At 71.9% G+C, this 13617-nt stretch carries 7 protein-coding genes; 2 read left to right on the top strand and 5 right to left on the bottom strand.

Features of this window, described 5'->3' with window-relative positions:
- Positions 1 to 671: 671 nt before the first annotated feature.
- Genes ACZ3TS_RS20220 through ACZ3TS_RS20205 form a run of 4 tightly spaced genes read right to left on the bottom strand, consistent with a single transcriptional unit; the run spans position 672 to position 9058 of the window.
- Complete coding sequence (locus tag ACZ3TS_RS20220) at positions 672 to 1922, bottom strand: TIGR02679 family protein (RefSeq protein ID WP_467619678.1); 1251 nt, start codon at positions 1920 to 1922, stop codon at positions 672 to 674.
- On the bottom strand, positions 1912 to 6066 hold the full coding sequence (locus ACZ3TS_RS20215) for a TIGR02680 family protein (protein ID WP_467619676.1): 4155 nt from the start codon (positions 6064 to 6066) through the stop codon (positions 1912 to 1914). Before ACZ3TS_RS20215 ends, ACZ3TS_RS20220 begins: the two co-directional genes overlap by 11 nt.
- Entirely contained in the window at positions 6063 to 7538 is a 1476-nt protein-coding gene (locus tag ACZ3TS_RS20210; protein ID WP_467619675.1) for a TIGR02678 family protein, read from the bottom strand. Before ACZ3TS_RS20210 ends, ACZ3TS_RS20215 begins: the two co-directional genes overlap by 4 nt.
- Positions 7535 to 9058, bottom strand: a complete 1524-nt coding sequence (locus ACZ3TS_RS20205) for a TIGR02677 family protein (RefSeq protein ID WP_467619673.1) — start codon at positions 9056 to 9058, stop codon at positions 7535 to 7537. The genes ACZ3TS_RS20210 and ACZ3TS_RS20205 overlap by 4 nt, the downstream gene beginning before the upstream one ends.
- A 383-nt stretch (positions 9059 to 9441) precedes the next feature.
- Between ACZ3TS_RS20205 and ACZ3TS_RS20200 the strand changes: the two genes are divergently transcribed.
- Entirely contained in the window at positions 9442 to 10959 is a 1518-nt protein-coding gene (locus ACZ3TS_RS20200) for an AAA family ATPase (RefSeq protein WP_467619670.1), read from the top strand.
- Between the two features lie 919 nt (positions 10960 to 11878).
- Positions 11879 to 12709, top strand: coding sequence for an IS5 family transposase (locus tag ACZ3TS_RS20195; protein ID WP_467619668.1), 831 nt, complete (start codon positions 11879 to 11881; stop codon positions 12707 to 12709).
- Here ACZ3TS_RS20195 and ACZ3TS_RS20190 read toward each other — a convergent pair.
- Complete coding sequence (locus ACZ3TS_RS20190; RefSeq protein ID WP_467619666.1) at positions 12627 to 13253, bottom strand: hypothetical protein; 627 nt, start codon at positions 13251 to 13253, stop codon at positions 12627 to 12629. The genes ACZ3TS_RS20195 and ACZ3TS_RS20190 overlap by 83 nt on opposite strands.
- Positions 13254 to 13617 lie beyond the last annotated feature (364 nt).

The raw sequence follows: 13617 nt of genomic DNA, 5'->3' as shown, positions 1-13617 counted from the left end.
GCCAGGCGAACCAGACCGACATCACCCAATCAAGTTCAGTAGCGGCCGGATGACCTGTCGGTCCCTTCGGGGATGAGCCGGTCGGCATGTCTGGTGAGGCTAGGCTGGGGCGACCATCCAGGCGAGCCAGCGTCCGGGCCATCCGGTCACAGACGGCTGCAACACCCCCAGGGTGGTACAGCCCGTCGGCGAAGCCGACCTCTCAATGGGCGCAGGAGCCTGAGGCGACTTCCGACTTCGCACTATCTGCGATACAGGAGGGCACCTCACACCACCACGGATCAAGGAACCTGCTGGTCAGAGGCCATTCGCAACCCGAACACTGATTGTGCTCCGGAGCCGTGTGCGCAGGTTCGAATCCTGCCGGGGGCACCCATGTGATTTGCTTTCTCGCAGGTCAGGGTGCCCAGGCCCGTTTCCCTTACCAGGAGACGGGCCTTTGCGATGTATATCGCGAAGCTTCCTTCTCAGCCTCTGTCTGGCAGCTGTCCGTCCAAACTCGCAGGTCGGCCGCCCCGTGCGGCGCTCGCCGCTTGGTCGGGGAGTTTGCGCAGGTGTGGGCCCTCCCCAGCACCCAGAACATGGGAACAGGGCCTGCTATCGCGTGCCCGTGTGGCGTGGATCCTGGCCGGCTCCCTGATAATCCGAGTGGGTTGGGCGGTCCATCGGCGTCAGGTGCGGGTGAGGTCGGCCAGGAGCGTGGGTAGCAGGCGTTCCTCCATGACGGCTTGACCCGACCCCCCCATGGTCCGGGCCAGTTCGGGGTCCCAGGGGCTGGCCACGGGCGGGCCGCCGAGCGGTGTGGACTGGCCCTGGTCGAGGGCTTCCCGGTAGTCGGCGGTGGTCATGCGCCACGGGCGGGCCCCGTGGCGTTTCACGGCGGTGGCGGTGATGCGCAGGCCCGGCCAGTCGAAGTCGGCGCGCCAGTGCAGCCGGGCTCCGGCTCGTACCGCGTCGGCGAGCAGCTTGTGGCAGGCGGCGGACGGTACGCCCTCGGTGCACACCAGGGCCGCGCTCCCGGGTTCGAGTTCGGCTGCGGCCGTGCGCAGAACGGCCGGGTTCTCGCACACGTAGATGTCACGGGCGGCGGGGACGACGGGGTCGGCTGCCAGCTGGTGGAGGGTGAGCCGGAACGGGATTCCGAAGTCGGCGGCATCGCGCAGCCAGTCGCAGACCACCGTGTCGCCCTCGGGACGGATGCCTAGGACGAGGACCTGGCTGGCGAGGTCGTCGGCGATGGCGCCCGCGCTCTCCCACAGGGCACGGCGTCCGGCCCTCTCGCGCGGGACGTCGCCGCCGGTGCGCTGGGCGAGGGCGCGCAGGACGAGCTGTTCGAGCGGGGTGCCGGGGACGAGGGCTTTGGTGTCGCCGGTGGTCCATTCGGCGAGGACCGGCAGCGGCACGATGCGGGAGGGGGCCTCGCGGAGGTTTTCGAGTTCCTCCAGGACGCGCACCGCCGCGTCGACCAGGAGTGCGTCCCCGCGGCGCAGTAGGCGGGTCAGGGTGCCGTCGGTGGCGAGGCGGTCCAGCCAGTCCGCGAACCAGCTCTCGGTGGCGAGGCGGCTGGAGTGGGCGGAGGCCAGGACCCGTTCGCGGTGGGCGTCCTCATCGGCGCGTTCGGCGGGCCGGTCGCGAAGGGGGCCGTTCAGGCGGCCGAGGGTCTGGAGCAGGCCGGTGCCGTAGCGGTCGTACAGGTAGGCCTCGAGGGCGGTCAGAGGGACGGCGAGGCGTTTGGCGGTCTCGGGACGGTAGCGGCCGGTGACGCCGATGACGGTGCGGCGCTCTGCCTCGCTTGGAGCGGTGAGGCCTATCTCGCCGTCGAGCGCGCCTGAGGTGCGCTCCAGCTTGCGGCGGGCGGCGGCCAGCAGCCGGGTCCAACCCTCGCCGCGCAATTCCTCGTAACTGTGCTGCTCAGTCGGCAACGCCGACCTCCTCCGGCGCGGGTACGCGGCGGGTGCCGGGTGAGCCGAGAGCCGCGGTGAGGTCGCCGATGTCGTCGGCGAGCAGCTTCTCACCGTCCCAGAGGAGCAGCAGAGCGGAGACGGTGTGGTCGATCGCCGAGTGCGCGAGGTCGTAGTGGGCGGCGGCGGGAACGGAGGCGTGTGCGGCCCACAGGTCGTATCCGGTCATGAACAGGTCGAGGTCGAACTGCGCGGCCAGCGACATCAGTTCGCCGCGTCCGGTGTCGTCGACGCCAGCGAACGCCTCGTCCAGAGCGAGCAGCCGTGGGGCGTGCGGGTGTGCGGAGTTGAGCATGGCGTGCGCGGCGGCGAACAGCGGCAGGTGCAGCGAGACGGACTGCTCTCCGCCGGAGAGGCGGCTGTGCCGGGCGCGAGTGAGCCGCTCCTCGCTCCTGTCGGGGCGTACGAGCTGGAAGGCGAACTGCCGCCAGCGGCGGTAGTCCAGCACCTGGGTCAGCAGTTCGCGGTAGGGCAGGTCGCGGTGGCGGGCGCGGGCGTTCTTGATCTGCGCGGCGAAGTGGGTGCGGATCCGGGCGAGCCCTTCGGGACCGAGCCGGGCCGCGTCCGCGTCGAGGAGCGCGCAGACGGCGCGCTGCTCGTCGTCGAGGTCGTCGGCGAGCAGCCAGCTGACACCGACCGTCGTGCCGGAGGACATCCTGCGTTCGCGCATGTCGGCGTTCATACGCCGGATGAGGTCGCGGGCGTCGACCGTGCGGTCGTGGATCTGCTGGGCGAGTCGGGTGAGCAGGGCGTCCTCGAGGATGCGCTGCTCGGAATCGCTGAGCAGCTCGGCCTGGTCACGGCGGTGCTCGGCGATCTTCTCGGCGAAGGAGGCGACGGGCAGCAGCCCTTCCTCGTCGGCGACGCGTACCACGATGACGCCGTCGGAGCCGTCCCATTCGGGCCGGTAGTCCTGTCCAGCGGCGGCGAGCTGGGCCTGCAGGTCGTCCAGGGCCTTCGTCAGGCGGGTGACGGACTGCTTGACGCTGGTCTCGGTGGGCGCGAGGTCGCGGGTGGCGGCCAGGATCGCCTCGTGGACGGCGACCGCTGCGGAGGGCAACTCAGCGCCTGCCCAGTCCGCCTCCTGGGCGGGCCAGGCGAGCCCGGGCGGGCAGCGCAGGATATCGAGCAGTTCCCGAGCCGCGTACGGGGCGAGGCCCCGGGCGGTGTCCTTCACCTCGGCGGCGGCGACGGAGCGGGCCTCGGCCGCCGCGGTACGGCGGGCCTCGGCGGAGGCGGAGGCGGCGATGGCGGTGTGCAGGGCGGCGGTGGCCGTCTCCGCTTCCCGGACCGCGCCGTCGAGGGCGTCTTCGGCCTCCTGTACCTGGCGCATCACTTCCTGCGCCTCCGCGCCGACGGCCTCTTGGAGGGTGTCGAACTTGGCGGCCTCCTCGGCGTGGCGGCGACACGCGGCGCGCTCGGTGTCCAGGGCGGCTTCCTCGTCTTCGGCGGCCGCGCTCAGCCGGTAGGTGGCAGCTTCGGCTGCCTCCGACTGCCGGGCGTGTTCGCGGCGGTGAGCGGCGAGTTCGCGTACCGCGGCCTCAAAGGCACGGGTGGCGGTCTCTACGGCGTCGACGCGGTCGGGGGCGATGCCGTGCTCGGCGGCGGTGCGGCGCAGGGCGCGCTCGGCCACCGAACAGGCGGCCACGGCCTCGTCGTACGAGGCCTGGGCGGCGTCGACGGCCTCGCGGGTGGCGCGCAGCCGCGCCGCGGCCTTGTCGAGTTCGCGCAGTGCGGCGGTGATGCCGGTGGTGCGGGGCAGGGCGGCGCGGGCGGCGGCGTACGCCTCCAGCCGTGCATCGGTGCGGGCCTGGGAACGTGCCAGCTCAGCGAGCTCGGCGGCGAGTTCGGCGAGCAGGGCCTCGCAGGCCGCGATGCGGGCGGCGCGGCGGCGCTCGCGGGCGGTGGCACCGACGTACTCGGCGTGCTCCTTGGTGTGCGCGCCGACGAGGACGCCGGCGACGTATCGGCCGTCCGGGGTGATCTGCGCGGTGCCGGAGCCGGGGTCGGAGGTGACGGCGACGGAGCGCAGGACGGTGGTGACACGCGCGGCGGGGATCGGTGTGCCGTCCTCCGGGCGCAGCAGGTCGGCGAGGCTGGGTCCGTCGACGGGTGTGCGGGCGTGCAGGTAGCCGTCGCTGTGCCCGGCCGGCACGGCGGTGTCCTCGACGGTGACGAGGGCGTCGAGGAGGCCGGAGGCCTCCAGGGCTGCTTCCAGACCGGCCTGCTGCTCCTCCGTCAGATGCTCGGCAAAGTCGACGAGCTGCCACAGCGGTACGCCCTCCCCCAGTGCCTTAAGGGCCTGGGAGGTACCCCCACCCTGGGCACGGTCGGCGGTGCGGCCGCGGGCGGCGGGAGGGGCGTCGTCATGCTCGGCGGCGATGCGGTCGCGCTCGGCCTCGGTCTCGGCGCGGCGGCGTTCGAGGTCCGTGCGCCGGGTGCGCAGGGCGGCAAGGGTGTCTCGCAGTTCCTGCACGGCGGGGGCGGCGGCCTCGGCGAAGGTGTCGGCGAGGGTGGCCACCTCCCCCTCGCCGGTGAGGCCTTCGCGGGTGACGTCTTCGCCGGTGAGGTCGAGGGCTTCGGCGAGTCGGTCGGCGGCACCCTCGGGGAGAAGCGGGCCATGGGCCCGCGTCCACTGCGTGAGCGCCTCCCGGGCCTGCGCGCGGGCGGCCTCGACCGCCCCCTCGGCCTCGGACTCGGCGGTTTCGGCGCCGGTGACGGCCTGCTGGGCGCGGTCGAGGGCGCTGCGGGCGAGATCGCGGGCCTGTTCGGCGCTGCGGCAGTCCTGTTGGGCGGCTCGCAGGGCCCGCACGCCGTCGTGGCGGGCGGTGGCGAGCGCGGCGGACCGCTCGGCGAGCCGGGCGGGTTCGGCGTCGGCCGGAGTCCAGGCGATGCCCGCGGTGCGGGCGTGGTCGGCGACGGCGGCGGCGTCACGGGAGACGGCGGCCTCGAGTTCGGCGGCGAGCTGGGCCGCGCGTTCTGCTTCGGCGCGGGCGCGGCCGGTGGCGGCGGTGCGGCGTTCGCGTTCCGCGGCGGCCTGCTGGGCGGTGTGCTCGCAGGTGCGCACCAGGCGTTCCAGGTCGGCGAGCTGCTCGACGGCCTGGTAGGCGGCGGAGGAGCGCAGCTGGTCGGGGCGGGCACGCAGGGCGATGAGCGCGGCGTCGGCGCTCTCGGCGCGCGTCTCGGCGGCGGCCTGCTGCTCGCGGGCCGCCGCCAGCTGTGCCGCGGCGGTGTCCAGGGCGGCGGTGCGGGCGGCGGTCTCCGTGCGGCGGGCGGTGAGCCGGTCGGCGGCCACGCGGGCGTGGACGCGCAGGTAGGTGGAGTAGCCGGCGAGGAAGGCCCGGGTGGCGTCGTCCGCGGCGGCCAGCCCTTCCAGGGTGCGCTGCACGGACTCCATGTCGTCGAAGGAGCGGGCCGCTTCGGCGATCAGGTCGTCGTCCAGCGGGCGCAGGCCCTCGGTGAGGGTGTCCGAGAGCTTGGCCGGGTCGAGGTTCTTGGCGAGCTGCGGGCGGCGCAGCGTGAGGATGAGGGTGAGCAGTTGCTCGTACCGCTCCCGGCCGAGGCCGAACAGCCGCTGGTCGACGGCGGCGCGGTAGTCGGTCGGGGAGGCGATCAACTCGTGGCTGAGCTCGGCGGCGAGCTGCTTCTTCGTCATCGGCCGGTCGTCGTCGGTGAGGAGGGAGAAGTCCTCACCGACACGGCCGTCGGTGACGAAGTGCCAGCGGGCGGGGGTGTCGCGGTGGCGCTGGGCGTGCAGGCCGATGCCGCAGGTGACGGCCTCGCCGCTGTCGCGGTGGGTGAACTCGATCCAGACGTAGCCGAGTGCGCTGTCCTGCCCGCGAAAGAGCAGGTTGGACTTCATCGTGCGGTCCTCGGCCGCGAACGGATTGAGCCGCTTGGGGTCGATACGGCCGTCGAGGACGAACGGGAAGAGCACTTCGAGGGCCTTGGTCTTGCCGGAGCCGTTGGGCCCGCGCAGCACCAGCCAGCCGCCCGCGAAGGAGAACTCCTCGTCCCGGTAGTCCCAGAGGTTGACGATCCCGGCGCGAGTGGGGACGTAGCGGGCGGCCGAGGTGGGGGCAAGGGTGCTGGCCGGGGTGCTCACGGCGTCGGGTCCTTCACGGTTGCGTCGGCGAACAGGGGGGTCTGGGCGGCGGGCCGAGGGGCGGCGATACGGGACTTCACGCGGGCGCTGACCCCGCGGTAGCGGGCGAGGAGCGGAAGCGCGAGGACTCCGCCGTCGACGCGGGCGACCAGTGATAGGGCGGCCAGCAGGTCCAGGACCTGGGCGAGCAGCCGGTCCGGGTCCTCGCGCAGGTCGGCGGCGAAACCCTTGCCATACTCGCCGATGATCTCCTTGAGCCTGCCGCGCAGCCAGGAGTCGGTGACAAAGGGGTAGCGGATCTCCTCCCGCTCGTCCTCTGTCTCCTCCGCCTCGCGTGTCTCGTACGCAGGCTCCTCCTCCGGTGCGGAAAGCTCGGCGAGCAGTCCGCGCGCCGGGAGAGCCGCGTCGATGCGGCGCACGCGCGCGGCGAGGCGTTCCGCGGCGGTCGGAGCGGGCAGCAGGTCGGGGGCGTGCCGCCCGGTGCGCCGGGCGGCGTCGCTGATGCGGGCGCCAAGGAGCAGCGCGGCCTGGGCGACCGTACCTCCACCGGGGAAACGGATGTCGGACAGCCTGCCGGAGGTGTCGACGAGCGCGACGCCCTCGGCACGGCGCTCCACGGCAAGGCCGGTCAGGCGCTGAAGGTCCTCGGCGAGTGAGGGGGCACGCAGCTGGCCGAGCAGTTCGGGGTCGGCGTCGGCGTAGTACGCGACCGGGTTCTCCAGAACGAGACGGCGAGCACGGCGGGCCTGATCGCGGCGCTGCACGTGGCGGCCCGTGGCCAGGCCCAGCGCGCTGCCGGAATCGAGGAGCCCGGTCACCGAGGTGAGGTGTTGCAGGACTCGGGTGGGCTGGTGGACGGCGGTGAGGATCTCGCGGTCGATGTCATACAGGGCCTCCGCACGCTCGGGGTCGCCGGCCCAGGCGGTGGCGGAGCCGTCGGTGATGGAGAGGGCGCCGCGCTCGGTGAGCCAGGTGACGGCGTCGACGAAGGCGTCCCGGTCGGTCTTGCGGGTGGTGTCCAGGCCGAGGCCGTCGATGCGCGCGGCGTCGGCGGCGACCGCGTCGGCGAGTTCGCCGAGGGCGACCTGCGCACCGTGGCGGCCGAGGGCGGCGAGGGTGAGGACGAGGTAGGCGTAGCGGCGCCGGTCGAAGGGACGGCCGGCGCGGGTGACGGCGGGCCGTGTCGCGTCAAGGTGGTCCTGCACGCGCAGCAGCCGGGCGGTGTCGGCCGTGGTGACGAGCCGGTAGCCGAGGACCTCCATGAGGTCGGTGCGCAGCTGCGCCGCCCAGCGGCGCACGGTCGGCAGGGCCACCCGGTCCGGATACGAGGATGTGATCAGCGGATGCCGCAGGGCCAGCCTAACGGCTTTCTGGTAGTCGGCGAGTTCGAGAGGTGAAACGTGCTCGGCGACACGCTCCGCTGCCCGTCGCCCACCGCCACCCGGAGCGGAGGTGCTTCGCTCCGCACTCATGCCGTGACCTCCAGTCGCAGCCCGTTCAGGTGCAGGTTGCCGCGGACGGTGTGCACCGTGGTGGAGCCCTCGACGGGGCTGAGGGTGAGGCGTACGCCGTGGGCGGAACCGGAGCCGGCGGTGACGCTGCGGCTGGCCGGCACGCGAGCGGCGAGCGCCACGTCCATCAGCGCCAGCAGGACCCGCGTCTCAGCCTCGCCCAGCACCCTGCCATGCGCTCCGTCCGTAGCGAGCGAGGCAGCAGCCGTGCGGCGCTCGGCCTGCTGCTTCAACTGCTCGGCGCGCAGCCGTTCCCGCTGGGCTTCATTGCGTTCGATGCGGCCGGGGCCGTGCAGGCCGGGGCTGCGGCCGGACTGGACCAGGGTGCGCGCCAGCTCGACCGGTTCCGCCTCCCACCAGGACGTACGTCCCGCGATCAGCTCGGGGTCGGCGTACGGGACGGCGATGTGGCGGGGCGCGCCGAGCCCGAAGGCGGCTTGGAAGAGGGCGTGCGCGTCCTCGTCGCTCTCGCAGGAGGTGAACCACTGGGCGAGGTGCCGCAGTTGACTCTCCCGGCTCACCCCGCCGCGGCGGGCCTCGGTGACCCGGCGCAGCAGGGCGAGGACGGAGCGGATGGCGGTGACGGTGGCGTCCTGCAGCCGCTCGGCCTCGCTGTGCTCGCGCTCCGCGAACCAGTGGACGATGCCCTGCCAACGCTGCCGCCAGTCCGCGAGGCGTTCGGCGGGGCTGCGGAAGAGCCGCTCGTCGGCCTCGGCGGCGTGCTCGACCATCCGGTCGACGCCGGTGACGGCGGCCTTCCCGACGGCCTCGGCGAGCAGCGGGGCGTAGCGGCCGAGCTCGGCGGTGAACTCCCGCATATGCGCCAGCAGAGCGTCCTTGTGAGCGAGGAACACCTCGGGCCGGGCGTCGTTGGTCCGTGCCAGGTCGCCGAGCATCAGGTAAAACCGGGCGGCGCGCTGCGCCATCTCGCTCAGTACGGAGTCCAGGCGGCCGAGCTTGCGGTACACCTCCTCCGCGTCGCCGGCGGCGTTGGCGTCGGCCAGCGCGTGAAGGTCGGCGAGGATGTCAGGGAAGACGAGCCGGGACAGCTGGGCATCCTCCAGCCGCGCGCCGAGTACGTCCTCCACCGCCCGGTAGGCCCGGTAGCCGGCCTGGGTGAACTGGTAGACGTAGTGCCGGTTGCGGTACTCGGCGAGGTTCGCGGCGCGTGTCCCGTCGTACGACCGGTCGAGGACCTGCCAGTCGGCGAGCGCGTCGAGCAGCGGCTGCACGTCCCCGACGGCCGCCGCGCCGGGGTGGTCGGCGGCGAGCCGCTTCAGGAGCCTCGCCGCGTCCGAGGCGTGCAGCAGCACCTGGTAGTTGGCCCGCCCCCGGTCGAAGGCACGCAACAGCCACAGGTATTCGTGGCGCTTCTCGGCGGCTGCGAAGTGGAACAGCCGCAGCCGGTCGTCCAGGGTGAACGCGTCGATACCGAAGGCGTCCTCGTCGGCGGATTCCGGGGCCGCGGGCTCGTCGGTCACGGGTACGATGGCTCTCTCGTTGGGTCGGGGACGGCATGAGCGACACCCAGTCTGCCGTACGGGCCACCGTCTCCTTCAACGCGCTCCTCGCGTTGCGCTCCCTGTGCTACCGTACGCCGCCCTCCACAGCCCCTGCCGAATTTCCCGCCCTCATAGCGGACAGGTCGTGGCACCGGATACCCGCACCACCGTCATTGGCGTCGGCCTCCGCGGCCGGACGCCATGCGGGGCCATTCCCGCCGACCGGAAATTCGCGCCTGCGTGCCATCGCCAACACGAGACACCACGGGGGCACCCGCAGCGTGGCGCTCACGGCGCGGGGGGCGTTAGGGTTAGGCCTGAACGTATCTCGTTAAGGCTCATCTTAACAAAGTGGGAGGGGCATGGCGGAACAGCTGGGAAAGCCGGAGCGACTGCTGGACCGTGACCACGAGTGGGCCCTGCTGAACGACTTCCTCGCCGAGCCCGCCCCCGAGCTGCGGCTGGCCATCGTCTCGGGGCGGCGGCGGAACGGGAAGTCGTTCCTGCTGGAGGCTCTCACAGAGGCGGTGGGCGGGCTGTATCTGACCGCAGTGCAAGAGGAAGGCCGGGTGCCCGCGCTGCACCGGTTCACCGAGGCGATCGCCGCGCACGCGGGGGTGCGGCCCGGGGCGATGCGGCTGGACGACTGGCGGGATGTGCTCACCGCCGCGCTGGAAGTGGTGAACCGGGCCTCGGGGGCGCCGCTGATCGTCATCGACGAGCTGCCGTACCTGCTGCAGCACTCCCCGGAGATCCCCGGGTTCCTGCAACTGCTGTACGACCAGTCGCAGTCAGGCAAAGCCCCCGGCGGCCGGATCGTGCTGTGCGGCTCGGCGATGAGCGTGATGTCGGAGCTGCTGTCCGGCACCAAGCCGCTGCGCGGCCGGGCCGTGCTGGACCTGCGTCTGCCGGCCTTCGACTACCGCACCGCCCGCATCCACTGGGGGATCGAGGATCCGGCGGTGGCACTGCAGGTCGATGCCGTGCTGGGCGGCGCCCCCGGCTACCGGCCGCTGGCTGCGGGACCGGCGCCGCAGAGCGAGGCAGAGTTCGGCCCCTGGGTGGAGCGCACCCTGCTGGACCCGGGGCGGGCCCTGTACTCCCGGGTGGAGGCGGAGTTCCTGCTGCGCGAGGACCCGCGGATCACCCACCGCACGCTGTACTACGACGTGCTGTCCGCAGTGGCCCGGGGCGCCTCGACCCCCGCGAAGGTCGGTTCGATGCTGGAGCGCTCCCGCTCCGCCATGGTCGCTCCGCTGGAGGTACTCGAGTCCACGGGCTACCTCCGCAAGGAGCAGGACCTGCTGAAGGCACGGCACCCCGTCATCAGCGTGGCGGACCCGGTGATCCGCTTCAACCAGCTGATCACCCTGCCCATGGTGGACCTGGTGGAACGGCGGCGCGGAGCCCAGGTGTGGCAGTCGTCCCGGCCCACGTACCACTCGAAGATCCTCGGCCCGCACTTCGAGGAGACCGCGCGCGTGTGGGCCCGCTCCTTCGCCATCGACGAGACGGGGCTGTCGCTCGGCGCGGTGGGCACGGCGGAGATCGCCGACCCGGCCGCCCGGACCAGGCACGAGGTCGACCTACTCGCCGTGGCCCCCGGCGAGCGCCCGCAAAGCCCCCGGGCGGCCATCGCGCTGATCGGCGAGGCCAAGGCCACCGTCCAGCCCCGCGGACTGAAGGACCTCGAGCGCCTCGAACATATCCGTGCCCTCCTCGCCGACCAGGGGCATCGACCCGATGACGCGGTTCTCGCGCTGTTCTCCCTGCACGGCTTCCATCCCGACGTCATCGACACCGCCAGGCGCCGCCGTGATGTCCTCCTGGTAGACATCGGAGCGTTGTACGGCGACGGGCCCCTCCGCGGCCTGGCATGACATGCGCCAGTGTCGCGGGACGGACGCCATGGACCATTCCCGATGTTCCAGTGAGGGCTCGGGAAACCGACCGGGAACGCGGAAGTGCAGCTCCGACCTACCGCTTCAGCGACATCACCGCCTGGATGGTCAGCGCATCCCCATTGATGTGGGGCTCTTCCCGTCCCCATCCTCCATGTCCCCCGCCGGGGGCACCCTGCATGAGGTGCCCAAAGACCCCGTCACCAGCGGAAACGCTGAGGCCGGGGTCTTCGTGTTTGTGCAGGCGTATGCCGCCCGAAGCGGCTCCCGAGTTCGACAGTTGGTGGGCATGCGGCGGTGCCGGATCCGTGGGCTGACCTGGGGCGATGGGCATGAGGACGCTCCGGGGCCGTTTGCCCACGGCTCCGGAGGGCGTTTTCCCAGGTCAGGAGCTATTCGGGGGTCTTCAGGCCGCTCATCTTTGGCGGGATGGGCACGCCGCAGTCCTTGTAGAGTTTGGCCTGGGTGTCGGTCAGGCGGGTGGTTTGCTGGAGGCTGCCGGCCATCGTAGTCGCGCAACAGCTCTTCGATCTTGCGGTTGGCGACTCCCTATAGGCCGTCGCTCGCCAAAGCCACAGGCAGTCTGAGGCGGCAAAGGCGATCGCTGTCAGCCCGTCGTCGCCCCTCCCTTAGTGCGTTGTGGCAAACCGGATCTTGTTCGAGCGGCAGCGGGTGATCGTCTGGACTGAGGTTCGGGTGCGGTCGAGGGCATGAGAGAACGGGCCCCTTGGTAGTGACGCGGTTACGACACCAGCACGACCAAGGAAGCCCGTTGCCTGATCAGTTGAGCAGTACCACTGTGGCTGCGTCCACTGCGGTCACCCCTGGGTGTGACTGCTACGTGCACCGGTTCGGTTCGATCGCTCCGGGACAGCGGGCGCGCTGCTATCCGAGTGACATGACGGACGCAGAGTGGGCCGAGGTCCGCTCCGCAATGCCGGTGCCGGCCTGGCTCCTGAAGCGGGGCGGGCGTCCGGAGGCGTACTGCCATCGCGAGATGCTGGACGCTGTGCGCTACCTGGTCGACAACGGCGTGAAGTGGATGGCCATGCCGGTCGACTTCCCGTACTGGCGCGCGGTCTACGACTTCTTCCGCCGGTGGCGGGCCTGCGACTACGTGCGTGAACTGCACGAACGCCTGCGCCGCACGGCGAGGGAACGCTCAGGCCGCAACACTGAGCCCAGCGCGGGAGTCATCGACAGTCAGTCGGTGGACGCCTCCGAGACCGTCGGCCAGGACAGTCGCGGATACGACGGCGGCAAGTCACGTGATGGGCGCAAGCGCCACATCCTGACCGATACCGAGGGCCTGCTCTTGGAAGTGACCGTGACCACGGCCGATGTGCACGACTCCAAGGCCGCCCCCGCGCTGCTGGAGACATTCATGGACCAGCCGGGCCGCCTGCTGAAGCTGGTGTGGGTCGACAGCGCCTACCAGGGCCCCGCACTGGCCGAGGCGTTCGCCCGCCACGGAGTGCGCGTCGAGGTCGTGCGCCGCTCCGACGACAGGCGCGGATTTGTCGTACTGGCCCGCAGGTGGGTGGTGGAGCGCACGCTGAGCTGGCTGTCGCGCTCACGCCGCCTCAACCGCGACCACGAACGCCGCCTCGACCACCACGCCCAGATGGTGTGGTGGGCCGCCGTGATCAGGCTGTCCCGGCGCCTGGCCGGGGACGCTCCGCGCTGGCCGGAGAAGCGTCCCGGCCGACTGCTGAAGGCGCGGGCATGAACCGTCCGTCCTTCGCCCGCACCAGCCAGCCCCGCTTCTCCAGCACGTAGGCACGGTGACGGATCTTCTCCACCTCGTTCTTGATCTCCGCTTCGCGGCCCACCGCCCGCGTCAGCTCCACCCCGTTCATCGGCCCCGAGGCGGTCATCACCGCGGCGAACACCTCCCGATACAGGCCGCCGAGCACCTCCTCGCCCATGCCCGACCGCCACACCGGCGGCCGCTCGCCATGCCCCGCGCCGGGGCCGCTCGATCCCACGGCGGCAGCCATCTCACCACCGGACGGCACGGAAACCGGCGTATTCACCGGGCTCTCCCCGGCCAGCACCGACACGAGCTCCTCACGCCCCACCCGGGCCCGCTCGACTCGCTCCCGCGCGGCATCCACCTCGGCCTGAGCCTGCTCCAGAACTTCCGTCCAGGACTCCAGATCCTGCCTCGCCCGCGCCTCACGCTGTTCCATCAACCCCAGCACCGACGGCATCGCACCCTCCTCGATCCACGACAAGTCGTCCGCTGCCTGCCCCCACCCCTCCACGATCATGCCCCGCACACGAAGAAGTCCCTGTTCATCGAACAGGGACTCCCTTTGCCACAACGCACTTAGCCTTGATCCACCGACGTGGTCTGAAATGGATCTTCTGACGGGTTTTTGAGCGGGTTCCGGGTCGGTGTCTGTGCCTGGGCAGGTGGTATCTGGTGGTCTGCCCAGCTTTTCCACGGTTCGGTTCCGGTCGGGCCCTGGCGGGCGGGGTGGGCAGGGGCTGTCAGCCGGGTTCGGGCGGGGCGTGGGCGGTGTCGAAGAGGTGTGTACAGGCGTGCTGCCAGCGCCAGTTGTGCGGTAGGTGCAGGGTGAGGCGCCGGGCGGAGCGGGCGATCCGGGCGGGGACGTGGATCAGGTGGGCGCG

It is taken from the genome of Streptomyces sp. NPDC022910, assembly GCF_055561075.1.
Note: the sequence above shows the minus strand (reverse complement) of the source record. Positions and strands in the feature narration are given on the sequence as shown.